The sequence below is a fragment of the Neisseria sp. CCUG17229 genome, assembly GCF_047839235.1.
GTDB classification, from domain to species: Bacteria; Pseudomonadota; Gammaproteobacteria; order Burkholderiales; family Neisseriaceae; genus Neisseria; species Neisseria brasiliensis.
Genome location: NZ_CP181247.1, coordinates 960,055 through 983,535 on the forward strand (window position 1 = coordinate 960,055; position 23,481 = coordinate 983,535).

A 23,481-nucleotide genomic window follows, 5' to 3' on the forward strand; every position below is an offset into this window, starting at 1 on the left:
TTGAAAGTTTGTTTCGTTGTTATTTTGTTTTGAACAGTTTGAATGTAGCACCAATTTTGGTAAAGCGCCAAACTTATTTTTGAATAGTTCGTTAAATTTAATGATTAGGCATGTTGGGCATCGGTATTCATCACTAATGCTTTGATTTTTTATCATCAGTAAAAGATTAAGTGATGCAACAGGCCGTCTGAAAACGTGTGTTTCAGACGGCCTGTTTAGATGGTAATAAAAGACTTAAGGAGCAGCAGAGGCAGCCGATGCTGCTTCATTTTCAAATGCTTCATCGGGCAACATATCACTCTCATCGAACGCTGCTTCCGGCTCGGTTTCCAATACTTTGCCGTTGAGCTTCAGTTCGCTGTTTTGCAGATTGAGATGCGTTTTGACATGGTTATCCTGCAAGGTCAGGTATTGGTCGCGCGCCATGCTTTGGATGGTGCTGTCGACCATTAAACGCAAGGTTTCGTTGATGTCGTCAATGGTGGCGTGGCCGGCGGCCTCGTCTTCAGGATTGACGCTGAAAATGCTGCGCGCTTGGTTGATGGCCATTTGCTCCAGCAATTTTTGCGGCACTTGCAGGTTGAAATCAGCTTCGGTTTTTTTCAGCATATCGGTCAGATTATCCAAATCTTTTTGCACCAAATCTTTAAAGGCCAATGTGCCGGAAGCATCGACATTGCCTTGCGGCATGGTGAATTTAAACGTCTTCACGTTTAACACTGGATTTTGGGTAAACAAACCTGAGGCATCGGTCTTGGCCGTCTGAATCAATTCGTTTTGAATCTGCTCTTCACTCATTTCCTTATCGGCAATTTGTGCCAGTTTAGATTTAAGTGCCAACAAACCTTGTGCATCCAAATGCTCGGCGGCAACATTGATGTCGAGCGGGCCGTAGTGGTCTTTGCCGTAGGTCAGGGTATCGAATTGGAAACGGCCTTCGCTGTTGATGAATTTGTCCACTTCATTGGTTTGGGTTTCAAATTTCAACTTAGCCACTTCAATGGTAGAAGGTGCAATCGTGCCGGTCGGGTTGATAAACGCGCCGATTTGCAGATTGGTCACCAGATTTACCAATTCGTTTAATTTGACATTGTAATCAATGCCTTCTTTCCATTGCAGTAGGAATTTATCCAGCGTGATGCTGCTTTTGCCTAAGGAAAGTTTGTTGAGGCCGTCAGAAGTTTCCGATTTGAAATGTAGGTTTTCTAGGGAAATATCGCCTTTGTCGGCCAATTTCACTTGCAATGAAGGCGCGGCATAATCGTGCGCATAGCCGACAAAGTCGTTTTCATAATCGGTTTGACCGCTCAAGCCTTGCCAAATCAGCTTGATGCCGGACAATTCTTCATAGTCGAATTCCGGAATGCTGAGTTTCATCACGCCGTTGCCGTTGAAATAAACGGTGTTGGTCATGCTGACCGGTGTCTTGTCGCCGAAGAATCGCGCCAATACTTTAGCTGCTTCAGGATGGTATTGGAATTCGGTTTCTACTTTGGCACGCGTGCCAAAGCCGCCGGCAAAAGGGCCGTGGGTAACGTGGTTGACCACGGTAATCGGCTCTTTTAACACGGTTTTCAGATTGTCAGGCAGGTATTTTTGCGTGTTTTGCAGCAAGGTTGGCTTCAAGCGGATGACGGTGGTTTCGGTGGAAGTAAACCAGCCGCGGTCGTAGTCGTGTGATTCAACCGTGAGAAAGCCCGATTCTTGCAGTAATTTTTGCTGCGAAGTCAGGCTTTTTTCAGCTTGAATGCCCAGATAATAAGGTGTGCCGAGAGCCGCGGCGATAATCACAGCAGCGGTCGGGAGAAGAAACTTTTTCATTGCTTCAAACAATCAGTTCGACAGATTTAAAGCACAAAGCATAGCATTTTTTAGTGGATTTGTCTTGAGTAAAGGCTGTTCAGACGGCCTTTTACATCAATTAATAACTGTTCGGGATATGTTTGAAATACAGCATAATCAAATACCAAATCAGCGTCGCCACCGAAGCGCCTACCAATACCCACGCGCTGATTTGCGCCATTTCACGCATGGCACGTTTCTGCTTGCGGTTGAACAGGCGGTTGATAATCAGGGCAATGATGGCAAAAAGGAAAAAGATTCGCAGCAGGCGGCCGATCATAGGGTGGCTCTTTGGTGGTTTTTAAATAAGGCCGTCTGAAAGAAGGCAGTAAAGGAATTTTATGGTCAAGATATGTCAAAATGTTGGCTAAACGTTATAATACATTTTTTGCATGACCCTTGGAATAATCATGAATAAAAATGGATCGGTGGGCATTGTCACACCCCGAAAAATGGCATTTGAAACGCCCTTGGTGCTGGCAAACGGCCAGACTTTGCCGCGTTTTGATTTGATGATTGAGACCTATGGCGAATTGAATGCGGAAAAATCCAACGCGGTATTGATTTGCCATGCTTTATCGGGCAACCATCATGTTGCCGGCTACCATACGCCCGAAGACAAATATCCCGGTTGGTGGGACAGCATGGTCGGCCCCGGTAAGCCGATTGATACCGAGCGTTTTTTTGTGGTCGGGCTGAACAATTTGGGCGGCTGCCACGGCACGACAGGGCCGTTGTCGCAAAATCCGGCTACCGGGCAAGATTACGGTGCCGATTTTCCGGTGGTGACGGTGAAAGACTGGGTGAAATCGCAGGCAATGTTGGCGGATGCCTTGGGCATTGAGCAATGGGCAGCGGTTGTCGGCGGCAGTTTGGGTGGTATGCAGGCCTTGCAATGGACGATTGATTTTCCCGAACGCGTGCGCCATGCTTTGGTGATTGCTTCTGCGCCAAAACTTTCCACACAGAATATTGCGTTTAATGATGTCGCCCGCCAAGCGATTTTAACCGACCCTGATTTCAATGAAGGGCATTATGCACGCGAGCAAAAAATCCCGACCCGCGGCCTGCGCATCGCCCGCATGATGGGGCATATTACTTATTTGGCCGAAGAAGGTTTGGGCAAAAAGTTTGGTCGCGAGTTGCATTCAGACGGCTATCAATATGGCTACGGCGTGGAATTTGAAGTCGAATCGTATCTGCGTTATCAAGGCGATAAATTTGCCGGCCGCTTTGATGCCAACACTTATTTATTGATGACCAAAGCATTGGATTATTTCGATCCGGCGGCCGATTTTAATAACAATCTCAGTAAAGCGCTGCAAAATGTGCAGGCCAAATTTTTTGTGGCCAGCTTCAGCACCGACTGGCGTTTTGCGCCCGAGCGATCGAAAGAATTGGTTAAAGCGCTGATTGCCGCGCGTAAATCGGTGCAGTATATCGAAGTGCAGTCCAACCACGGCCACGATGCTTTTTTGATGGAAGACGATGCCTATATCCGCGCTGTTGCTGCTTATATGAACAATGTTGCCAAGGAGATTCAATCATGAATTTACGCGATGATTTACAATTGATTTATGATTGGATTCCAGAAGGCAGCCGCGTATTGGATTTGGGTTGCGGCGACGGTGAATTGCTGGCCGCTTTGGTGGCACATAAAAATTGCAGCGGCTACGGCATTGAAATCGACACCGACAGCATCATCGCCGCCATGGCGCGCGGTGTGAACGTGATTCAGGCTGATTTGGAGCGCGGCTTGGAAGAGTTCGGCGACAATTCGTTTGATGTGATTGTGTTGAGCCAAACCATTCAGGCTATGCAGAATACCGAATTGATTTTGCAAAGCTTGATGCGCGTATCCAAGCAGGCCATTGTCAGCTTTCCGAATTTCGGCTATTGGCGCAACCGCATCCAAATTGCGTTGGGTGGCCATATGCCGGTGTCGGAACGCATGCCGTATCATTGGTACAATACGCCGAATATCCATTGGTGTACGCTTAAAGATTTTGATTTGCTGTGTGCGAAAAACAAAATTCGCGTGCAGGAACGCGCAGTGATGGCCGGTAGCAAGCAGGTGAAATATTTGCCGAATTTGTTGGGCAGCTTGGCGTTTTACCGCGTGGGTTGAGATGAATATCAGGCCGTCTGAAAACATGGTTTTCAGACGGCCTGATGATTTCTATATTGAATTATCGGATTGAATTTAATCATAGTAATTGATACCCCGAGACTTTTGCAAAACTCACTTTAAACCAAGAAAACTATGCCCGTCATTCCCGCGCAGGCGGAGAATCTGGAATATTAAATTACTGAAATAGTTAAATATTCCTGAAACTGATAGGCCTGGATTTTCGCCTACGCGCACTGCTGTCCGGAATAAATTTTGACTTCCAGACGAAGGCGATTTTTGGAGAACCCAACAAAATAAGTGCCGTCATTATCGGGCTTGACCCGATAATCCAGACCTTCAAGAATCAGAATCTTATGCCGAATCACAAGAAGTTTTTCGCTCCCAAGCTGAAAAATCAAGCGCGTTATAGGAAAAATTACCCAATCTGAACAGTCTCAGACCTTTGCAAAACTGATGAATCATTAATAAAAACCAAAATGCCGTCATTCCCGCGCAGGCGGGAATCCATCTCAACGTTTAAGAACCCTATTTTATTCAATAGTTTGCTATGCTGAAAGATGGATTCCCGCCTGCGCGGGAATGACGTCGGTTTGATGTGTGCTGGCTTTTGAAGGAGTTTTGCAAAGTTCTCAACCTGGATTATCGGGTCAAGCCCGATAATGACGGACATAGGTTGTTTTAGAATAGGTTGTTTTAGAGATTTTGAGTTTTTCAAAGTTACAATCCGCTAAATACCTTGTGTCGCAAAACTTAGAATGAAGATAATAAATTTATTCCGGACAGCAGTGCGCCTGTACGGGAGTGACGGCTTAAAGATTACCAAGAATTTATGAGTTAGCAAAAGCCTCAATCTTTGAGTGATTTTGAATTTTGTAAAAAAGCTTGGTATTCTGAATCACGATAAAAAATGCCGTCTGAAAAGTTTCAGACGGCATTGTTAACTTGGTCTAAGCATTAAGATTCGCAAGAAATCTTGCTGCTTTGCAGGCTCATTTCTTTGCGTTTTTTGGCTTTTTCCCAGCGGCAGCGTTGCAATTCGGTTTTTACTTCCAATTGCGGAATTTCAACCGTTTTGCCGTTTTCCACTGCAACCATGGTGAAATAGCAGCTGTTGGTGTGGCGGATGGCACCGGTGCGGATGTTTTGTGCTTCGACGCAGATGCCGATTTCCATGGACGTGCGGCCGGTGTAGTTGACGCTGGCGTAGAATGTAACCAGTTCGCCGATGTGAATTGGCTCTTTAAACAACACGCGGTCGCAGGAAAGGGTGACGCAATAGTAGCCGCTGTAACGGCTGGCGCATGAATAGGCCACTTGGTCGAGCAAGCGCAGTAAGTCGCCGCCGTGGACGTTGCCGCTGAAGTTGGCGGTGTCGGGCATCATCAGCTCGGACATGATCAATTCGTGTGATGCTTGGCGTTGGGTATTTTCCATATGGATGACTTGTGTTTGTTATAGGTTTAATGATTATAGTAAATTAAAAGATATAATCCAATTTAATTTATAAATTTGGCTATAACCATTTTCTACGGAAGAAGAAAATCAGCAGGCCGGTGATGATGGTTGCCATTAAACCGAGCACGGCGTAATAGCCGTAATGCCAATGCAATTCCGGCATATTGTCGAAGTTCATGCCGTAAATGCCGGTGAGTACGGTTAAGGGCATAAACATGATGGTGATGACGGTTAATACGCGCATTTGCTGGTTCAGGCGGTTGGATTGGAATGACAAATACACGTCCATCATGCCGACTACCATATCGCGCGAGGCCTCCAGTGTTTCGATTAATTGCAGGTTGTGGTCGTACACGTCGCGCAGGTAAACGGTGGATTCGCCTTCGAAAATATCGTAGTCGCCACGCACGGCAAGCTGGTAAAACACGTCACGCATGGGCAGTAAAGTGCGGCGCAGGCGTACAGCATCGCGTTTGAGGCGATGGATGCGGCTTAACAGTGTGTCGTCGTTTTCATTTTTGAACAGGGCTTTGTCGATGGCTTCGACGCGGTTATCGTAATCTTCCAAGACGATGAAGTAGTCATCAACAATGCGGTCGAGCAGATAATAAGCCAAAAATGCGGCGTTTTTGTCCAAAACATGATGCGGGTTGTGTCGCATAATCTGACGGAATTGGCTGAACAAACCCAACGGCTTTTGTTGGAAAGACAGCACAAAATCCTTACCGATGACCAGATACACTTGGTCGGAATGCAGCTTGGTGGCGCCGTAATTGTATACTTGAGCGGCGATGAAGATATAGTGGCCGTAATCTTCGATTTTCGGGCGCTGCTTGCGGCTGAGAATGTCTTCAATCACCAATTCGTGAATGCCGTAAGGTTCGAGAGCGTGTTTGAGCAGCTCGATATTGTTGATACCGACAAAGTGCAGCCAATTGGTTTGTCCGGCTTCGGCTGGGGTGATTTTGGGCAGCTTTTTGCCTTTGGCCAAATAATCATGTTGCGCAAAGCTGTTGGCAGAATATAAGGTTTGGTGAATGGCGGCTCTGGGTGCGTTGCTGGTGTTGCTGCGTGGCGCGGTTTGTTCGACATTGGTGTCGATGTGTTCGCCATCGGCAGTTTGAGAGGAATGATTAATCATATTAGACAAATTAAAAAAGGCCGTCTGAAAAATGCATTATAGCTTTTCAGACGGCCTTTGTATGATTAAACCGAAATTAATCTGCTTTTTTGAAGTGACGGCGGCGCTCTTGTTCGCTCAAGTGGCGTTTACGCAAGCGGATGGATTGCGGCGTAATTTCAACCAATTCATCATCATCGATAAATTCTACCGCGCCTTCCAAAGTCAGCTTGATTGGCGTGGTCAAACGCACGGCTTCGTCGGTGCCGCTGGCGCGAACGTTGGTGAGTTTTTTACCTTTTAATGGGTTCACAACCAAATCGTTATCGCGGCTATGGATACCGATAATCATGCCTTCGTAGATTTTTTCGCCCGGAGACACAAACATACGGCCGCGGTCTTCCAAGTTCCACAAAGCATAAGCCACGGCTTCGCCTTGCTCTTGCGAAATCAACACGCCGTTATGACGACCCGGCATGTCGGCTTTCACCGGTGCGTAGTCATCAAAAACGTGGCTCATCAAGCCGGTGCCGCGGGTCATGGTCATGAATTCGCCTTGGAAACCGATCAAACCGCGCGCCGGAATGTGGTATTCCAAGCGGGTACGGCCGTTGCCGTCGCTTTCCATATTGGTCAGTTCACCACGGCGGCGACCCAGTTCTTCCATGACCGCGCCTTGGTTGTCGTCAGGTACGTCAACAGTCAGGTTTTCATACGGCTCGCATTTTTCACCGTTGATTTCACGGTACACCACACGCGGTTTGCCGACGGCCAATTCGTAGCCTTCGCGGCGCATGTTTTCCAACAAAATGGTCAAGTGCAATTCACCACGGCCTGAAACGCGGAAAATATCCGCATCATCGGTGTCTTCCACGCGCAGAGCCACGTTGGTCAGCAATTCTTTTTGCAAGCGGTCGCGGATTTGGCGCGAAGTCACGAATTTGCCTTCAGTGCCGGCCAATGGAGAAGTGTTCACCATAAAGTCCATGGTCAGGGTTGGTTCGTCAACGCTGAGCATAGGCAAGCCTTTAGGGTTGTCTTTTTCGGTAATGGTCACACCGATACCGATGTCTTCGATACCAGAAATAATCACGATGTCACCGGCTTCGCCTTCTTCCAACGGCACGCGTTCCAAGCCTTTAAAGCCGAGCAATTGGTTAATACGGCCTTGAGCGACTTGGGTGTCGTGGTTCATCACGGCAACGACTTGGCCCGGTTTGATGCGGCCGTTCAAAATGCGGCCAATGCCTAAGCGGCCGGTGTAGTTGTCGTAGTCGAGTTGAGAAATTTGCAATTGCAGCGTTTCATCGGCGCTGCCGTTTGGTGCCGGAGTGTGTTTCAAAATGGTTTCAAACAGCACGCGCATGTCGTTTTCGGTGCCATCTTCTTCCAAGCGGGCAAAGCCGCTTAAGCCGGAAGCGTACACAATCGGGAAGTCGAGTTGCTCGTCAGTCGCACCCAATGCATCGAAGAGTTCGAATGTTTGGTCGATTACCCAGCTTGGGCGCGCGCTTGGTTTGTCGATTTTGTTGATCACAACGATCGGTTTCAAACCCAAAGCCAAAGCTTTTTTGGTTACAAAGCGGGTTTGCGGCATAGGGCCTTCTTGCGCATCAACCAACAACACCACGCAATCAACCATGCCCAATACGCGTTCTACTTCACCGCCAAAGTCGGCGTGTCCCGGGGTATCGACGATGTTGATGTGGTAGCCTTCGTATTCGATGGCGGTATTTTTGGCCAAGATGGTGATGCCGCGTTCTTTTTCGATGTCGCCGCTGTCCATCACGCGCTCGTCAACCTGCTGGTTGTCGCGGAAGGTGCCTGATTGGCGTAATAATTGGTCAACTAATGTGGTTTTGCCGTGGTCGACGTGTGCGATGATGGCAATATTGCGAATTTGTTTCATGGCTTGAATCGTGCCTTAATAAGATTTTTAAGATAACTCGGCATTATAACACGATAAAATTAAAGCCGTCGGATTGAGGCGGATATTTTTCACGCTTGGGAGAGGAAGTGTTGTAGGAGATTGCCTAAAAGCAGTTGAGAATAATTCATAATTAAATTTGATGGGTTTTGTTGCTTTGTTTGCTTTTATTTATGGTTAAAGAATGTAAATATATGATTGCGTTGTAACAGATTCTTAATACCAATGGCAATAAAAAGCGATAAAAATCAGCCAATTGATTTTTTCAGACGGCCTTTTTACTTTAAGATATTTTTGATAATTGTTTGTATTTTAAATAGAAAAATTGTATTGGGCTGCAATCTTTACTACAATACACTCAATCCCAAAACCAACACATTTGCCCGAAGCGGCATTTCAAGAAAGAGGAAACACCATGCAAGGCAATCCACAAGTAATCGACTATATGAACGAATTGCTGGCCGGCGAATTGGCTGCCCGTGATCAATATTTTATCCACTCGCGTCTGTATTCAGAATGGGGCTACACCAAATTGTTCGAACGTCTGAATCACGAGATGGAAGAAGAAACCCAACACGCTGAAGACTTCATCCGCCGTATTTTGATGTTGGGCGGCACCCCGAAAATGGTTCCTGCCGCAATCAATATCGGTACCGACGTAAAAAGCTGCCTGCAAGCAGATTTGAACACCGAATACGAAGTACGCGATGCGTTGAAAAAAGGCATCAAATTGTGTGAAGAAGTTCAAGACTACGTGACCCGCGACTTGATGATTCAGCAATTGAAAGACACCGAAGAAGATCACGCCCACTGGCTGGAGCAACAATTGCGCCTGATCGAATTGATCGGTGAAGGCAATTATTATCAAAGCCAAATGTAATTGAACGAGGAGGCTATTTATGAAAGGCGACCGTTTAGTTATCCGTGAGCTGAATAAAAACTTAGGCTTGCTTTTGGTAACCATCAACCAATATTTCTTACATGCCCGCATTTTGAAAAACTGGGGCTTTGAGGATTTGGGCAAACATTTCTACAAACAATCCATCATCGAAATGAAAGCAGCCGATGATTTGATTGAGCGTATTTTGTTTTTGGAAGGTTTACCGAATCTGCAAGAATTGGGCAAATTGCTGATTGGCGAGAGCACCGAAGAAATCATCGCTTGTGATTTGACCAAAGAAAACGAAAAACACGAAGCCTTGGCCGCTGCCATTGCCTTGTGTGAAGAAAAACAAGATTACGTCAGCCGCGACTTGTTGGAAAAACAAAAAGACACCAACGAAGAGCAAATCGACTGGCTCGAAACCCAGCAGGAATTGATTGCCAAAATTGGTTTGGCAAACTACCTGCAAACCGGGGCGCAAGAGGACTAAAACACAAACCACTACCCTATATAGCGGTTCTCTTAACCCAATCAACGGCATATCTGAAAAGATATGCCGTTTTCTTTATGGTTTAGTAATCAAAAGGCCGTCTGAAAGCTTATTATTTCAGACGGCCTTGTTTTAACTTAGTAAGAATTAAGCGTTTTTATCCGCTTTACTGGCCCAATAAGAAGCCAGCAGCGAACCGGAAATATTGTGCCACACGCTAAACAGCGCGCTTGGCACAGCTACTACCGGCGCGGCAGCAAAGTGTGCCGCCGCCAAAGCCGCGCCCAAGCCGGAATTTTGCATGCCCACTTCGATGGATAAGGTTTTTTGTGCATCATAAGGCAGTTTGCAGAATTTGCCTGCCAAAAAGCCCAGCAGATAACCGATGCCGTTGTGCAACACCACTACACCGAAAATCAACAAGCCGCTTTCGACAATTTTGCCTTTGCTGGCGCCGACTACTGCACCAATAATCAGCGCAATCGCAATCACCGAAATCAACGGCAATACGCCGACGGCTTTTTCGGTTTGGGTTTTAAACAGCGTATGCGCAATCACACCCAACACAATCGGCAGCAATACCATTTTCAGAATCGATACAAACATCGCCGTGGCATTGATGTCGAGCAATTCGTTGGCCAGTAGCATAAAAATCATCGGTGTAAAAATCGGTGCCAGCAAAGTGGAAATCGAAGTCACCGCTACCGATAAGGCCACATTACCGCGTGCGAGATAAGTCATCACGTTAGACGATGTACCGCCCGGGCAGCAGCCGACCAAAATCACCCCCACGGCCACTTCAGGCGGCAGGCTAAATAATCGGGTGAGCAGATAAGCCACCAGAGGCATAATCACAAATTGCGCCACCACACCGATAATCACGGCTTTGGGGTGTTGGGTGATGATTTTGAAATCTGATGGGCTGAGCGTCAAACCCATGCCGAACATCACCACGCCGAGTAAAATTGGCACATATTGCAGCACCCATTTGAAGGTTTCAGGGGAAACAAACGCGATGATGGCGCACAAGGCTGCCCAAAAAGCAAAGGTTTTGCCGATAAAATGGCTGATTTGAGTAAGTTTATTCATGATTGTTGACAATAAAATAAAAATCGCAAGCATACACGCCTTGGCGGCAGAATGCAAAATAGGCCGAGACCTTTGCAAAATCCCTACCTTTGGCACATTCCTTCGTTGTGCGCTGCTACAACTTTGAACTGTACTCAAATCAAGGGTTTTACAAAGGTATCGGGCCGTCTGAAAACGAGTTTTCTATTTTCAGACGGCCTGTTATTCAACATTTAATCATTAGGCATGCCAAAGCTTGACCGGATTCATCGTTTGATTAGCGAGCCAATTGCGTAGCCAGCGCGCAGCCGGTGCAATCTCAGCGGCCAGCATACCGATTTCGCCGATTTGGCTGTCGCGCAATACATCCGCTGCGGCTCCGTGTAACCACACACCGGCTTGCACGGCTTCTTGTATCTCAATCCCTTGCGCCAACAAGCTGCCGATGATGCCGCTCAACACATCGCCGCTGCCAGCTGTGGCTAATCCGGCATTGCCGCTGAAGTTAGTGTAAACCTGCCCATCGGGTGTGGCGACCAAGGATTGATGGCCTTTCAATACGGTGACGGCATTGAATGTTTGGCTGATGGCTTTTGCAGATTCCATGCGGTTGGCTTGAATATCGGCGGTAGTGGCTTGCAATAATCGCGCGGCTTCGGCTGGGTGTGGTGTCAGCACCAATCGGCCGTGTTGTTTGGCTGATTCGTGATTGGTTGTCGAGCGGGCGAGTAAGGTGAGCGCGTCGGCATCGAGCAATAAAGGCTGGTTTTGGGTGTGTTGTAACGCCCATGTGATGATGTGTTCTGATTCTTTCTGCAAACCCAAACCGCAGCCAATTACCCATGCGCTGATGTCTATTCGTTGGCAGAGTTGCTCTGCCGTGGCCAGCATGATTTCAGGCCGCTCGGGAATCACGGCAAAGGGCAAACCGGTTTGGTTAAATCCTGCCCAAACCTTGCCGCAACCTTGATACATCGCCGCTGTGGCGGCCAATACAACGGCGCCGCTCATGCCTGTCGCGCCGCCGATAATGGCTAAAGTGCCGTAAGTGCCTTTGTGGGATTCGGCTTCACGCGGGCGGAATACCTGCGAAAATTGCGCGGCCGTCTGAAAAATTTGTTCCGGGTTAAGAATGTGATAAGGTGGATAAATCATGATGATACCGTCGGCAAATTTGGTTAAAATAGGGCAAACACAAACTTATTTCCATCTTATAAGAAAGAACACGACAATGAAACAGAAAATCAAAGTTTGGGATTTGCCTACGCGCATTTTTCACTGGACGCTGGTGCTGGCGATTGCCTTTATGTGGTACAGCGGCCAAACCGGCGGTAACTTACTGGCTTGGCATTTGCGCTGCGGCCTGTTGATTTTGGCTCTGGTGGTGTTTCGTGTGTGTTGGGGCTTGTGGGGCAGCGATACGGCCAAGTTCAGCCAGTTTGTGCGTGGGCCGAAACAGATTATCCGATACCTTAAAGGTGAAATCACTGAAAACGAGCAGCCCGGCCACAATCCATTGGGCGCATTGATGGTATTGGCTTTGTTGAGCGCGGTGTTGGTACAAGTGACAACTGGCTTGTTTTCACCCGACGATAACACCTTTATTTACAACGGCTATTTAAACAGCTTGGTGAGCAGCAGCACCGGCGCGACCATGCGCAAAATCCACTTTGGTTTTTTCAATCTGCTCCTGATTTTGGCGGCGGTGCACATCATCACCATTTTGGCGTATAAGTTTTTGAAAAAACACAATTTGATTACGCCGATGATTACCGGCTATAAGGAATTGGAAGGCAAGCTGCCGTTGCTGAAATTTGCCAGTTCCGGCAAATTCATCGCGGCTTTGGCGGTGGCGGTGATTGTGGTGGCAATTGTGGCGAATATCGGTTAAGTCGATGTTTCATTAATTAAAGGCCGTCTGAAAGATTTTCTTTCAGACGGCCTTTGGTTTAATTGCGTCTTTTCTGAAAAAAATCCTGCAACAGATTTCGGCATTCATCAGCCATCACGCCGCCTAAAACGGCGGTGTGCTTGTTGAGCAAGCTGTTCTCAAACAAATTCAACACGCTGCCCGCAGCGCCGGTTTTAGGTTCGGATGCGCCGAAAATCACCCGTTTCACCCGCGCTTGAATCAGGGCGGACGCGCACATGGCGCAGGGTTCAAGCGTGATGTAGACATCGCAGCCGTCAAGGCGGTAATTGCCCAATGCCGCGCCTGCTTGCGCCAACGCACGGATTTCGGCGTGGTGGCTGATGTTGTGGTCGTGCACGCAAGTGTTGTGGGCAGCGGCGATGATTTGGCCGTTGTGCACCACTACCGCGCCGACGGGAATCTCACCCATTTGGGCAGACTGCTCAGCTTGCTGCAACGCCGCCTGCATAAATTCTGCCATTTCAGACGGCGTGGGGAACACGGCCACGGTCGGGTGCTGCTTGATGCGTTCGCTTAATGCCACTTTTTGTGTGTCGCTCAAATCGGCAGCGGCAATGCCTAACAGCAGGGCTTCGAGTTGCCATAAAGTACTTTGGGTGACGGTGCCGCCGGCGGCTTTGAGCAGTAAAAACGCTTTGGCCGAACCAATTTCACGCAAATCGGCTAAGGTTTCGATGCCCAAGCAATTCAGCATGGCTAAGGTTTTTGGGGCGATGGGCGGAGTGCTTAACTTCATTTCAGACGGCCTATTGTTCAAAATGCTGGCGCACCAAATTCAAGGCCGTCTGAACATAATCGTCTTCGCCATAAGGATCAAGCGCGTGGGCAAACGGGATTTTGCGCAGCCAAGTGAGCTGGCGTTTGGCCAGTTGGCGCGTGGCGATGATGCCTTTTTCGACAAAAGTGTCGTAATCAGTCAGGCCGTCGAGATAATCCCATGCTTGGCGGTAGCCGACGCAGCGCATGGCGGTGGAATCGGGCGTTAATTCGGGATAGCGGCTTTTGAGCATCTGCATTTCGTCTAAAAAACCTTGTGCCAACATCTGTTCGAAGCGCTTACCGATTTGCGCGTGTAATAAAGCGCGGTTTTCGGGAATCAGGGCAATGGTGCACAAATCCAGCGGCGGCGTGTGGGCGGATTGTTCGGCAAAATGTCGGCTCAAGGGTTTGCCGGTGAGCATGAACACTTCCAATGCACGTTCGATGCGTTGGCTGTCGTTGGCTTTCAGACGGCTTGCGGTTTCGGGGTCAACTTCCTGCAAACGCTGATACAAATGCGTCAAACCATACTCAGCTTTATCGGCGTGAAGCTGGGCGCGGACAGCAGCATCGGCTTCGGGCAAATCGTTCAAACCTTCGGTCAGCGCGTGGAGATACATCATGGTGCCGCCGACAATCAAGGGCAGCTTGCCGCGCGCATGAATCTCGTTGACCAAGCGCACGCAATCGTCGACAAATTCTGCCGCGCTGTAGCTTTCCAGCGGCGAAATGATGTTGATCAGATGATGCGGTACGGCGGCGCGTTCTTCAGCGGTGGGCTTAGCGCTGCCGATGTCCATGTCGCGGTACACCAGCGCCGAATCCAAGCTGATGATTTCCACCGGCAGGCTTTCGGCGATTTTGAGCGCGAGGCCGGTTTTGCCGCTGGCTGTCGGGCCGAGAATGGCAAAGGCTTTGGGCGTGTTCATAAAAACGATTCAAATAATATAGAACGGTAAATTATAACAAAAAGGCCGCCTGAACGTTTTGAACTGCACCCCAAAAGTTGGACACTTCCCCCCAACTTAAAAAGGTGCAGTTTTCTTATGTCCAAATATACACTAGACTTCAAATACCGAGCCGTACTCCATTACCATCAAGTGCACAGCCAACAGCGTACCGCAGACCATTTCAACGTCTCACGCACCCACCTGCGCCGTTGGATTGCCGCCTACCGTCAAGGCGGTATAGCCGCACTTCAGCACCCACAGGCTACGCTTATGAAGACTACGCAGACCAAACGCAACAATCCCTTTATCGTCGACAAACCCGACCATGAAAAAACTCAGGCAGAGCTGATTGAAGAGTTATGCTACATGAGGGCGGAGATCGACTACCTAAAGCACATGAAAGCCCTCAACGAAAAGAACGCCACCAAAGTTGCGAAACCGTTCAAACGCTGAGGGCGAAGCACCCGCTGAAATACTTGTTGCACAGTGCCGGCATACCCAAAAGCAGTTTCTACTACCACATCGGTAAATCCGATCCCGATATGGAAGCCAAAGCGGCGGTGAGTGAAGTTTATCACCAACACAAAGGTCGCTACGGCCAACGGCGGATTGGAGCTGTATTATCGTGGAATAAAAAGAAAGTGCAGCGTATTATGGGATTATTGGGTTTGAAAGCCAAAGTGCGCAACAAAAAATCCTATCGTCCGCAAGTTATAGGAGAGACGTCGAAAAACATCCTTAAGCGTGCATTCACTGCTGATAAAGCGGGAGATAAATGGTTGACCGATGTGACCGAGTTTAAATGCACCGACGGCAAACTGTACTTATCGCCGATATTGGATGTATTCAATCGTGAGATTGTGGCTTATGAGCTCAGTAGAAAGCCGGACAGCAAGATGGTCATGCAGATGCTGGATAAGGCATTCGGCCGTCTGAAAGGGCAGACCCCGCTGCTGCATTCTGACCAAGGTGTGCTTTACCGAACTCAGGCTTATCGGGAAAAGCTGGCGGAGAAAGGCATTGTGCAGAGCATGTCGCGCAAAGGGAATTGCTGGGACAATGCACCGATGGAGAGTTTCTTCGGGACATTAAAAGTGGAAAGCTTCTATCAGGAAGGTGTGTTATCGGTGGCAGAGTTGACCAAAGTGATAGATGATTACATACGTTACTACAATTATGAACGTATTAGTTTGAATTTAAAAAAGCTGAGTCCTGTGGCTTACAGGACCCAGCTTGAACAGGCTGTTTGAGAAAGATTTTTAATTTGTCCAAGAATTGGGGGACAGTTCATTTTGAAGTTTCAGACGGCCTTGGAAGTGTGAAAGAGAGAAATTTTATTGTTTCTAATACATAAAAGACTACATATTTATGTAGTCTTTTTTATAGCTTATTTCATTTCATTCGCCGCCTGTTGAGCCTTAAGCTTTTGTTCATACTCCAAACGTGCTTGCTCACGCGCTTTCGCGCGAATTGCTTCAATTCGTGCTTGACGACCTTCGTTATAAGCCTGATTCAACGCTTTTTGACGACCTTCGTTATAAGCTTTTTCATAAGCTTTTTCATAAGCTTTGTCATAAGAATTTTGAATAATCGCTTGGTTTTTTGCTGCCAATTTTGCACCATGCGCACATGCATCAGCAAAAACGCCGCAATCATTGCTTGCAAAAGAGGTCGCTGAAACAAACAATGCGACCAGAGGCAACAGAATATGTTTGGTTTTCATACAACCTCCTTTATTTAAAAGTAAAATTAAAACATAAATTTCTCTGTACTTTATTTTACCATAAAATCAAGACAACAATATCAGAGCATATTTGTTCATTCTTTAATGTATGGTAAATAAGAAAAGGCCGTCTGAACGTTTTGAAGTTTCAGATGGCCTTGGCATATTAAACCTTACAACGCTTCGGTAATTTCACCGAACACATCAAAATAAGTCGGGAAGGTTTTATGCGTGCATTTCGGATCGTTGATGACAACAGGCACGCCCAGCAGCGACACCAGCGAGAAACACATGGCGACGCGGTGGTCGTCGTAGGTGTCGATGGCGGCATCGGCGTTTAATTGTGCCGGCGGTGTGATGTGGATGGCTTCCGGTTCTTCCACTACTTCCGCGCCGAGTTTGCGCAATTCGTTGGCCATTGCGGCAATGCGATCGGTTTCTTTAACACGCCATGAGCCGATGTTGCGTAGGGTGCAAGGCTTGCCGCTGGCTAAGGCTATCACGGCCAAGGTCATCGCCGCATCGGGGATGTGGTTGGCATCCAAATCAAAGGCTTCTACCGCCTGATTTTCCGCGCGTGAGATTTCGATAAAATTATCGCCCCACACTACATCGGCGCCGATTTTTTCCAGTTCGCGCGCAAAAGCCACGTCGCCCTGAATGCTGTTCAAGCCAATGCCGGTCACGCGAATCGGCGCGCCGGAAATCAGGCCTGCACCCAAGAAATAAGACGCGCTTGAGGCATCGCCTTCGACGTGCAGCACGTCCGGCGCATGGTAGCGGGCATTGGCGGGGATTTTGAATACACGGTAATCGTCGTTTTCAACGTGAACGCCAAATTGTGCCATCAGTTTCAAGGTGATGTCGATATAAGGCTTGGAAATCAGTTCGCCGACCATGTGGATTTCAAACGCTTCGCCGGTGAGCGGCAGCGCCATCAACAGCGCAGTCAAAAATTGGCTGGATACGTTGCCTTTAATCGGAATCACGCGCGTGCCATTGTCGGTGAAGGCGTTGATTTGCAGCGGCGGATAATGCTCGTTGCCCAAATATTGAATGTCGGCACCGGCAATGCGCAGCGCATCGACCAAATCGCCAATCGGGCGTTCGTGCATGCGCGGCACGCCGTGTAAATGGTAATTGCCGCCCAAAACGGCTAAAGCAGCGGTTAAGGGGCGGAATGCGGTGCCGGCATTACCCAAAAACAAATCGGCTTCGCGATTAGGGAACGCGCCGCCTGTGCCGTGTACTTTCAGACGGCCTGTTTCTAAGCATTCAATTTTTACGCCCAGTTTGTCTAAGGCTTCAAGCATGCGGTCGGTGTCGTCGGATTTCAGCAGTGAGCGGATTTCGCAGACATTGTCAGACAACGCGGCCAGCAGCAACGTGCGGTTGCTGATGCTTTTTGAGCCGGGCAGGGCAACAGTGGATGGTTTGAGGCGGGAAGCGGGTAAGCGGATGGATTCAGTCATGATGTTGAGAATGAAAATAGTGGGCTAACAGAATAAACGCATTATACACAGTTCGCCTTGATTACGGATAAGCAGTCTGCAAGGCTGATGTGGATTTGCGCTATTTTAATGAAGCTGAATCAATGTTCAGACGGCCTTGTGTTAGAAAATAGATCAATCGCGCATAAAAATGGCGCAACTTGGATAAATAAAAATATAAATGATTGGGTGTGGTCAGGATTGAAAAAGGCCGTCTGAAAGAAGTTGGCTTTCAGACGGCTTGCTATTAACAAGGCGTTTAACCTACTTTGGCTAAGGCATTGGCAAATGAGGCAACGGTGCGGTCGATGTTTTGCAGTTTGTCCAAGCCGAACAAGCCTAAGCGGAAGGTTTGGAAATCGCTGCGCTCGCCCACTTGCAGCGGCACACCAGAAGCGATTTGCAGGCCTTGTGCGATAAAGGCTTTGCCGTTTTGAATGTCGGGATTGTCGGTATAGGCCACCACCACGCCCGGTGCTTCAAAGCCTTCGGCAGCCACGCTCGGGTAGCCTCGTTCGGCCAATAAGCGGCGGACTTTGTTGCCCAATTCGGTTTGGCGGTCGCGTAGGGTTTCAAAACCGATGGCTTCGGCTTCGCGGATGACTTCGCTCAAGCGGAACAAGCCGTCGGTCGGCATGGTGGCGTGATAAGCATGGCCGCCGTTTTCAAAGGCTTCCATGATTTGCAGCCATTTTTTCAAATCGACGGCAAAGCTGTCGGATTGGGTTTCTTGTGCTTTTTGGTAGGCGGTTTCGTTCAGCATCACCAAACCGGCACACGGCGAGCCGCTCCAGCCTTTTTGTGGTGCGGAAATCAACACGTCGATGCCCAGCTTTTCCATATCCAGCCACATGCAGCCGGAAGCAATGCAGTCAATCACCAGCAAGCCGCCGACTTCATGCGTGGCTTCGGCTAAACGGGCGATGTAGTCGTCGGGCAGGATAATGCCGGATGCGGTTTCAACGTGCGGCGCGAACACCACAGCCGGACGGTATTCAGCGATTTCGGCGCACACTTCGTCAATCGGCGCAGGTGCAAAAGGCGCTTGGTATTCGTCGGCTTGGCGGGCGGTCAAGACTTTGGTGTCGTCGGTGATGCGGCCTTGCTCAATGATTTGCGTCCAGCGGTAGCTGAAAAAGCCGTTGCGCACAATCAGGCATTTTTGGTCGCGGGCAAACTGGCGTGCCACGGCTTCCATGCCGGTGGTGCCGCTGCCGGGAATCACGGCAACGTGCTGGGCGTGGTAAACAGATTTTAAGGTGGCGGAAATATAGCGTAAGGCCGTCTGAAATTTTTGCGACATGTGGTTTAAAGCGCGGTCGGTATAAACCACCGAATATTCCAGCAGGCCGTCTGAATCAATTTCTGGGCGAGGCAATGGGGCGGACATGGCGTTTCTCCTTGAGTTGTAGTTGGATGTTGTGCGGAAATCATATCATTTAAAAAAGGCAAATAAAAGGCTGACTTTAGGTTGTAAATTAAGTCAGGCCGTCTGAATTTGATTTTCAGGCGGCCTTTAAACAAAATAGTAAAGCGAAAGTGAATCAATTTGATTGGTTTTGAATGTTTTAAGATTTTGAAATTATTGTGCATTTAAACAAATTATCAGAAAAACTAATCGAAATTATCAAAAAAGAAAATTAGCCAAATAAAGCGCTTGCGTTTTTAATGGCGTCAACGACAGGCACTTGCCGATAGTGTCAGACGAGGTTTCGGGTTAACAACTTGCGTGTGTCGCAAACTTAAGCGGTATGGCTTTGAAGACGGTCATACCGCTCTTTTTTTGTTCATTATAGGCCGTCTGAATCTGAACTGCACCCCAAAAGTTGGACACTTCCCCCCAACTTAAAAAGGTGCAGTTTTCTTATGTCCAAATATACACTAGACTTCAAATACCGAGCCGTACTCCATTACCATCAAGTGCACAGCCAACAGCGTACCGCAGACCATTTCAACGTCTCACGCACCCACCTGCGCCGTTGGATTGCCGCCTACCGTCAAGGCGGTATAGCCGCACTTCAGCACCCACAGGCTACGCTTATGAAGACTACGCAGACCAAACGCAACAATCCCTTTATCGTCGACAAACCCGACCATGAAAAAACTCAGGCAGAGCTGATTGAAGAGTTACGCTACATGAGGGCGGAGATCGACTACCTAAAGCACATGAAAGCCCTCAACGAAAAGAACGCCACCAAAGTTGCGAAACCGTTCAAACGCTGAGGGCGAAGCACCTGCTGAAATACTTGTTGCACAGTGCCGGCATACCCAAAAGCAGTTTCTACTACCACATCGGTAAATCCGATCCCGATATGGAAGCCAAAGCGGCGGTGAGTGAAGTTTATCACCAACACAAAGGTCGCTACGGCCAACGGCGGATTGGAGCTGTATTATCGTGGAATAAAAAGAAAGTGCAGCGTATTATGGGATTATTGGGTTTGAAAGCCAAAGTGCGCAACAAAAAATCCTATCGTCCGCAAGTTATAGGAGAGACGTCGAAAAACATCCTTAAGCGTGCATTCACTGCTGATAAAGCGGGAGATAAATGGTTGACCGATGTGACCGAGTTTAAATGCACCGACGGCAAACTGTACTTATCGCCGATATTGGATGTATTCAATCGTGAGATTGTGGCTTATGAGCTCAGTAGAAAGCCGGACAGCAAGATGGTCATGCAGATGCTGGATAAGGCATTCGGCCGTCTGAAAGGGCAGACCCCGCTGCTGCATTCTGACCAAGGTGTGCTTTACCGAACTCAGGCTTATCGGGAAAAGCTGGCGGAGAAAGGCATTGTGCAGAGCATGTCGCGCAAAGGGAATTGCTGGGACAATGCACCGATGGAGAGTTTCTTCGGGACATTAAAAGTGGAAAGCTTCTATCAGGAAGGTGTGTTATCGGTGGCAGAGTTGACCAAAGTGATAGATGATTACATACGTTACTACAATTATGAACGTATTAGTTTGAATTTAAAAAAGCTGAGTCCTGTGGCTTACAGGACCCAGCTTGAACAGGCTGTTTGAGAAAGATTTTTAATTTGTCCAAGAATTGGGGGACAGTTCAATCCTTTCAGACGGCCTTGTTTTAATTCGGCTTAATCTGCCAAATTTCTTCTACGCTTTGCTTCAACAGCTGCAAATCGGGATTGTCTTCATATTCGCTGGCGTAAATAAAATGCATAGGCATGGTTTGGCGGTATTCTTCCAATACCGACAGCGGACGGCCGTCGCGAATGGCGGCATCGGCTTTGTTGCTCGGCACCATCGCCACGCCTATGCCGTTAATCACCAAATCCAAAATAGCTTGCGGATAATCGCATAAGATTTGGCGCTTGGGCGACAGGCGGTTGGCGCGCCAGAATTGTTGCAGATGCTTGCTGCTGCCGGATACGCCCGACATTTCGATCCAAGTGTAATTTTCCAAGCTTTTCGGATTGGCGCGAATGGCGGCTTCTTCGCCTTGCGGGCAAATCAGTGAGTAAGACAGGTTTTGCAGAAACAGGCTGCAAATGCCGCGCTGGTTGATGTTGCCCAAGAAAAATCCGCCGTGTAGGGTTTTATTTTGAATGCGTGAGAGAATTTCGCCGCTCATGCCGTATTGGATGTGCAGGCGGGTATTGGGCGCATTTTGGTTGATAAGGGCAGTCAGGTTGGCGAGTTTGGTGGAATCAATTGGGTGGATGATGCCGAGCTGGGTTTCTTCAGTGAAATCTTGCGCCAGCGTTTTGGCGAATTGCTCGAGCTTGTGTTTGTGTTGCAGCAGGGCTTCGGCTTCGGGTAGAAACACTTCGCCGGCGCGGGTGAGCGTCATGCCGTTGCTGGTGCGGTTGAACAGCGGGGTGCCTAAATCATTTTCAATGGCCTTGATTTGGGCGGAAACGGCAGGTTGCGAGAGAAAAAGACGTTCGGCCGCTTGGGTCAGGTTGCCTTGATGCGCGACGGTCACAAAGGATTTTAATTGATTAATGTCCATTTTTTCGGCTTGATTTTGTTTTCTTATAATCGATTTTTAACATAATTTTGCCTTTTCTGAAAGTCAAAACAGGCTATCAAATCAAGGCTTTCAGTAAACATCATCAATAAATCGGATAGCAGCTATCAGAAAATAAGATTTGTTTCCTTGTTCAGACGGCCTTTTAATAGGCAGCGGTTTGCTGTTGGAGGAGAATGAAATACGGCAAACCGTGACACACGAATTTATAAAAAAAATAGGAAGTAAATAATGGACACGCAAGAAAAAAGCTATGCCGAGCTGCATCAACCCAGCTCGGCCTTCGAATCGCGCGATGCGTATTTGAACCATGAATTGCAAATCATGCAGCCTAAGCGTTGGCGGCCGAATCTGCCGTTTCGCGATTACCGCTTTGAGTGGGAGGACATGATTCCGGCAATTGCGGCGACCATCGGTAAAGTGGTGATGGTGGGCGCAGTGGCGGCGGCTTTCGCAGGCCCTTTGGGTTTGCCGGAAGATTTCATTTTGGAAAACGTGCGCTATGAATTGCTGATTGCGGCGGCGTTTATTTTGATTTTGTCGGGCTTTTTGCTGCCCGGTGCCAACTTACCCGGCACGCACGGCCCTTTGATTCCACTGATTCCGATTGTGGTGGCGGCAGGCGGCCATCCGTTGGCTTTCGGTATTTCGATTGCAGTATTGGGCTTGCTGATGGCGATATTCAAAGGCGGCTCGCTGATGGCCAAGCTCACGAGTAATGGTGTGTGCGGCGGTTTGCTCTTGTATCTCGGGTTTATTGGTACCACGGGGCAGGTGAAAAAGCTCTTTGATTGGGCGGGCACCTTTGGCAAACCGCACATTGCCTTTATCGTGATTATGGGCACGATTTTGATGTATGCCTTGTTGGAGCATTGGAAAAAACGCTGGCTGGCAGTGCCGCTCGGTTGCGTGTTGGCTGGTTTTACAGCATTTATCTTGGGCGCGCCGTTTGCTTTTGAGACAGGGCCGGGTTTGCCGCCAATGAGCCCTGCGTATTGGTGGGGTGAAAACAGCGGCTGGATGCTGGGCTTGCCGGACATGAACAGCTTCTTGGTGGTGTTCCCGTTTGCTGTGTTGGCGGTGGCGATGTGGTCGCCAGACTTTTTGGGTCACCAAGTGTTCCAAAAATTGAGCTACCCTGAAAAAACCGAAAAAATGCACATGAACATCGACGACACGATGGTGAGTTGCTCGATGCGCCAAGCAGTCGGATCGGTATTGGGTGGTGCCAACTTCACTTCATCGTGGGGTACTTATATTGTGCCCGCTTCGATTGCCAAGCGTCCGATTCCGGCCGGCGCGATTTTGACCGCGTTTCTGTGTATCATCACCGCTTTGTGGGGCTATCCGATGGACTTGGCGATTTGGCAGCCGGTGTTGAGCGTGGCTTTGGTGGTGGGCGTGTATGTGCCGCTGCTGGAGGCGGGCATGGAAATGACGCGCAAGGGCAAGACCACGCAGTCTGCTGCGATTGTGGTGTTCTCTTCGGCGCTGGTGAATCCGGTGTTTGGCTGGTCGCTGACCATGCTGTTGGATAACTTGGGCTTAATCGGCGACAAGAAACGCAGTATCGAATTAGGCTTTGCCGGCCGTGTGCTGGTGCCGGTGATTGGTTTTACCGTGTTGTGTTTGGCAATGGGTGCTGTGGGCATGCTGCCGGGCATTCCAGCCTTCCTGCCACAGTTTAGAACGTAAAAACCATCCATAAAAAATGCCGTCTGAA

Annotated in this window: 23 protein-coding genes; 10 read left to right on the plus strand and 13 right to left on the minus strand. The window is 48.6% G+C overall.

Going from position 1 to position 23,481, the window contains the following annotated elements:
* Positions 1-234 precede the first annotated feature (234 nt).
* Positions 235-1,821: a YdgA family protein gene (locus tag ACM67B_RS04555; RefSeq protein ID WP_416190337.1), complete on the minus strand. Its 1,587-nt coding sequence runs from the start codon at positions 1,819-1,821 to the stop codon at positions 235-237.
* Positions 1,822-1,921: 100 nt separating this feature from the next.
* Positions 1,922-2,122, minus strand: coding sequence for a protein MIGRI (locus tag ACM67B_RS04560; protein WP_416190338.1), 201 nt, complete (start codon positions 2,120-2,122; stop codon positions 1,922-1,924).
* A 130-nt stretch (positions 2,123-2,252) separates the two neighbouring features.
* Here ACM67B_RS04560 and metX point away from each other — a divergent pair, with 130 nt between their 5' ends.
* Both metX and metW read left to right on the plus strand, forming a co-directional pair.
* Positions 2,253-3,392 (plus strand): homoserine O-succinyltransferase MetX, encoded by a 1,140-nt coding sequence (gene metX, locus ACM67B_RS04565; protein ID WP_416190339.1) that lies wholly within the window; start codon positions 2,253-2,255, stop codon positions 3,390-3,392.
* Positions 3,389-3,970, plus strand: a complete 582-nt coding sequence (gene metW, locus ACM67B_RS04570; protein WP_123804861.1) for a methionine biosynthesis protein MetW — start codon at positions 3,389-3,391, stop codon at positions 3,968-3,970. Before metX ends, metW begins: the two co-directional genes overlap by 4 nt.
* A 957-nt stretch (positions 3,971-4,927) precedes the next feature.
* On the opposite strand, the gene ACM67B_RS04575 is transcribed toward metW, so the two are convergent.
* The 3 genes from ACM67B_RS04575 to typA all read right to left on the minus strand — a co-directional run bounded on the left by ACM67B_RS04575 (position 4,928) and on the right by typA (position 8,457).
* Positions 4,928-5,407 (minus strand): acyl-CoA thioesterase, encoded by a 480-nt coding sequence (locus tag ACM67B_RS04575; RefSeq protein ID WP_416190340.1) that lies wholly within the window; start codon positions 5,405-5,407, stop codon positions 4,928-4,930.
* A gap of 79 nt (positions 5,408-5,486) precedes the next feature.
* Positions 5,487-6,569, minus strand: a complete 1,083-nt coding sequence (gene corA / locus ACM67B_RS04580; protein WP_416190341.1) for a magnesium/cobalt transporter CorA — start codon at positions 6,567-6,569, stop codon at positions 5,487-5,489.
* Between the two features lie 76 nt (positions 6,570-6,645).
* Complete coding sequence (typA, locus tag ACM67B_RS04585) at positions 6,646-8,457, minus strand: translational GTPase TypA (protein ID WP_416190342.1); 1,812 nt, start codon at positions 8,455-8,457, stop codon at positions 6,646-6,648.
* Between the two features lie 433 nt (positions 8,458-8,890).
* On the opposite strand from typA, the gene bfr (ACM67B_RS04590) reads away from it, so the two are divergent.
* The gene (bfr, locus tag ACM67B_RS04590; protein WP_100564371.1) at positions 8,891-9,355 is read left to right on the plus strand and encodes a bacterioferritin; all 465 of its coding nucleotides are present in this window, start codon (positions 8,891-8,893) and stop codon (positions 9,353-9,355) included.
* 19 nt (positions 9,356-9,374) lie between these two features.
* Positions 9,375-9,848, plus strand: a complete 474-nt coding sequence (bfr, locus tag ACM67B_RS04595) for a bacterioferritin (protein WP_095503133.1) — start codon at positions 9,375-9,377, stop codon at positions 9,846-9,848.
* A gap of 147 nt (positions 9,849-9,995) precedes the next feature.
* Here the strand turns inward: bfr (ACM67B_RS04595) and ACM67B_RS04600 are convergent, their stop codons facing one another.
* A complete protein-coding gene (locus tag ACM67B_RS04600; RefSeq protein WP_416190343.1) occupies positions 9,996-10,937 on the minus strand; it encodes a bile acid:sodium symporter family protein in 942 nt (313 codons plus the stop codon).
* A 219-nt stretch (positions 10,938-11,156) separates the two neighbouring features.
* A complete protein-coding gene (locus tag ACM67B_RS04605) occupies positions 11,157-12,071 on the minus strand; it encodes an NAD(P)H-hydrate dehydratase (RefSeq protein ID WP_416190344.1) in 915 nt (304 codons plus the stop codon).
* Positions 12,072-12,147: 76 nt separating this feature from the next.
* On the opposite strand from ACM67B_RS04605, the gene ACM67B_RS04610 reads away from it, so the two are divergent.
* The gene (locus ACM67B_RS04610; protein ID WP_416190345.1) at positions 12,148-12,807 is read left to right on the plus strand and encodes a cytochrome b/b6 domain-containing protein; all 660 of its coding nucleotides are present in this window, start codon (positions 12,148-12,150) and stop codon (positions 12,805-12,807) included.
* 58 nt (positions 12,808-12,865) lie between these two features.
* Here the strand turns inward: ACM67B_RS04610 and tadA are convergent, their stop codons facing one another.
* Positions 12,866-13,585, minus strand: a complete 720-nt coding sequence (gene tadA, locus ACM67B_RS04615) for a tRNA adenosine(34) deaminase TadA (RefSeq protein ID WP_416190346.1) — start codon at positions 13,583-13,585, stop codon at positions 12,866-12,868.
* Between the two features lie 10 nt (positions 13,586-13,595).
* Complete coding sequence (gene miaA, locus ACM67B_RS04620) at positions 13,596-14,537, minus strand: tRNA (adenosine(37)-N6)-dimethylallyltransferase MiaA (RefSeq protein WP_416190347.1); 942 nt, start codon at positions 14,535-14,537, stop codon at positions 13,596-13,598.
* A 117-nt stretch (positions 14,538-14,654) separates the two neighbouring features.
* Between miaA and ACM67B_RS04625 the strand changes: the two genes are divergently transcribed.
* Both ACM67B_RS04625 and ACM67B_RS04630 read left to right on the plus strand, forming a co-directional pair.
* Entirely contained in the window at positions 14,655-15,011 is a 357-nt protein-coding gene (locus tag ACM67B_RS04625; RefSeq protein ID WP_416189294.1) for a helix-turn-helix domain-containing protein, read from the plus strand.
* Between the two features lie 23 nt (positions 15,012-15,034).
* Positions 15,035-15,808: an IS3 family transposase gene (locus tag ACM67B_RS04630; RefSeq protein WP_416188878.1), complete on the plus strand. Its 774-nt coding sequence runs from the start codon at positions 15,035-15,037 to the stop codon at positions 15,806-15,808.
* 137 nt (positions 15,809-15,945) lie between these two features.
* On the opposite strand, the gene ACM67B_RS04635 is transcribed toward ACM67B_RS04630, so the two are convergent.
* From ACM67B_RS04635 to ACM67B_RS04645, 3 genes are all read right to left on the minus strand, one after another.
* Complete coding sequence (locus ACM67B_RS04635; RefSeq protein ID WP_416190348.1) at positions 15,946-16,281, minus strand: hypothetical protein; 336 nt, start codon at positions 16,279-16,281, stop codon at positions 15,946-15,948.
* A gap of 173 nt (positions 16,282-16,454) precedes the next feature.
* Complete coding sequence (gene aroA, locus ACM67B_RS04640) at positions 16,455-17,753, minus strand: 3-phosphoshikimate 1-carboxyvinyltransferase (RefSeq protein WP_416190349.1); 1,299 nt, start codon at positions 17,751-17,753, stop codon at positions 16,455-16,457.
* Between the two features lie 277 nt (positions 17,754-18,030).
* Complete coding sequence (locus tag ACM67B_RS04645; RefSeq protein ID WP_416190350.1) at positions 18,031-19,161, minus strand: aminotransferase class V-fold PLP-dependent enzyme; 1,131 nt, start codon at positions 19,159-19,161, stop codon at positions 18,031-18,033.
* Positions 19,162-19,637: 476 nt separating this feature from the next.
* On the opposite strand from ACM67B_RS04645, the gene ACM67B_RS04650 reads away from it, so the two are divergent.
* Together ACM67B_RS04650 and ACM67B_RS04655 are read left to right on the plus strand one after the other, a co-directional pair.
* Positions 19,638-19,994, plus strand: a complete 357-nt coding sequence (locus tag ACM67B_RS04650) for a helix-turn-helix domain-containing protein (RefSeq protein ID WP_416188879.1) — start codon at positions 19,638-19,640, stop codon at positions 19,992-19,994.
* 23 nt (positions 19,995-20,017) lie between these two features.
* Positions 20,018-20,791: an IS3 family transposase gene (locus ACM67B_RS04655; RefSeq protein WP_416188878.1), complete on the plus strand. Its 774-nt coding sequence runs from the start codon at positions 20,018-20,020 to the stop codon at positions 20,789-20,791.
* Between the two features lie 61 nt (positions 20,792-20,852).
* Here the strand turns inward: ACM67B_RS04655 and ACM67B_RS04660 are convergent, their stop codons facing one another.
* The gene (locus ACM67B_RS04660) at positions 20,853-21,740 is read right to left on the minus strand and encodes a LysR family transcriptional regulator (protein WP_095503212.1); all 888 of its coding nucleotides are present in this window, start codon (positions 21,738-21,740) and stop codon (positions 20,853-20,855) included.
* Positions 21,741-21,989: 249 nt separating this feature from the next.
* On the opposite strand from ACM67B_RS04660, the gene ACM67B_RS04665 reads away from it, so the two are divergent.
* Positions 21,990-23,453: a DUF3360 family protein gene (locus tag ACM67B_RS04665; protein WP_416190351.1), complete on the plus strand. Its 1,464-nt coding sequence runs from the start codon at positions 21,990-21,992 to the stop codon at positions 23,451-23,453.
* The last annotated feature ends 28 nt before the right edge of the window (positions 23,454-23,481 follow it).

Excerpts from the sequence above, each read along its gene's own strand:
- bfr (WP_095503133.1), top strand. The coding sequence starts at position 9,375 with ATGAAAGGCGACCGTTTAGTTATCCGTGAGCTGAATAAAAACTTAGGC.
- ACM67B_RS04665 (WP_416190351.1), top strand. The coding sequence starts at position 21,990 with ATGGACACGCAAGAAAAAAGCTATGCCGAGCTGCATCAACCCAGCTCG.
- ACM67B_RS04605 (WP_416190344.1), bottom strand. The coding sequence starts at position 12,071 with ATGATTTATCCACCTTATCACATTCTTAACCCGGAACAAATTTTTCAG.
- ACM67B_RS04625 (WP_416189294.1), top strand. The coding sequence starts at position 14,655 with ATGTCCAAATATACACTAGACTTCAAATACCGAGCCGTACTCCATTAC.
- metW (WP_123804861.1), top strand. The coding sequence starts at position 3,389 with ATGAATTTACGCGATGATTTACAATTGATTTATGATTGGATTCCAGAA.
- ACM67B_RS04645 (WP_416190350.1), bottom strand. The coding sequence starts at position 19,161 with ATGTCCGCCCCATTGCCTCGCCCAGAAATTGATTCAGACGGCCTGCTG.
- miaA (WP_416190347.1), bottom strand. The coding sequence starts at position 14,537 with ATGAACACGCCCAAAGCCTTTGCCATTCTCGGCCCGACAGCCAGCGGC.
- typA (WP_416190342.1), bottom strand. The coding sequence starts at position 8,457 with ATGAAACAAATTCGCAATATTGCCATCATCGCACACGTCGACCACGGC.
- ACM67B_RS04610 (WP_416190345.1), top strand. The coding sequence starts at position 12,148 with ATGAAACAGAAAATCAAAGTTTGGGATTTGCCTACGCGCATTTTTCAC.
- ACM67B_RS04555 (WP_416190337.1), bottom strand. The coding sequence starts at position 1,821 with ATGAAAAAGTTTCTTCTCCCGACCGCTGCTGTGATTATCGCCGCGGCT.
- tadA (WP_416190346.1), bottom strand. The coding sequence starts at position 13,585 with ATGAAGTTAAGCACTCCGCCCATCGCCCCAAAAACCTTAGCCATGCTG.
- ACM67B_RS04600 (WP_416190343.1), bottom strand. The coding sequence starts at position 10,937 with ATGAATAAACTTACTCAAATCAGCCATTTTATCGGCAAAACCTTTGCT.
- corA (WP_416190341.1), bottom strand. The coding sequence starts at position 6,569 with ATGATTAATCATTCCTCTCAAACTGCCGATGGCGAACACATCGACACC.
- ACM67B_RS04575 (WP_416190340.1), bottom strand. The coding sequence starts at position 5,407 with ATGGAAAATACCCAACGCCAAGCATCACACGAATTGATCATGTCCGAG.
- ACM67B_RS04650 (WP_416188879.1), top strand. The coding sequence starts at position 19,638 with ATGTCCAAATATACACTAGACTTCAAATACCGAGCCGTACTCCATTAC.
- ACM67B_RS04635 (WP_416190348.1), bottom strand. The coding sequence starts at position 16,281 with ATGAAAACCAAACATATTCTGTTGCCTCTGGTCGCATTGTTTGTTTCA.
- aroA (WP_416190349.1), bottom strand. The coding sequence starts at position 17,753 with ATGACTGAATCCATCCGCTTACCCGCTTCCCGCCTCAAACCATCCACT.
- ACM67B_RS04560 (WP_416190338.1), bottom strand. The coding sequence starts at position 2,122 with ATGATCGGCCGCCTGCTGCGAATCTTTTTCCTTTTTGCCATCATTGCC.
- bfr (WP_100564371.1), top strand. The coding sequence starts at position 8,891 with ATGCAAGGCAATCCACAAGTAATCGACTATATGAACGAATTGCTGGCC.
- ACM67B_RS04660 (WP_095503212.1), bottom strand. The coding sequence starts at position 21,740 with ATGGACATTAATCAATTAAAATCCTTTGTGACCGTCGCGCATCAAGGC.
- metX (WP_416190339.1), top strand. The coding sequence starts at position 2,253 with ATGAATAAAAATGGATCGGTGGGCATTGTCACACCCCGAAAAATGGCA.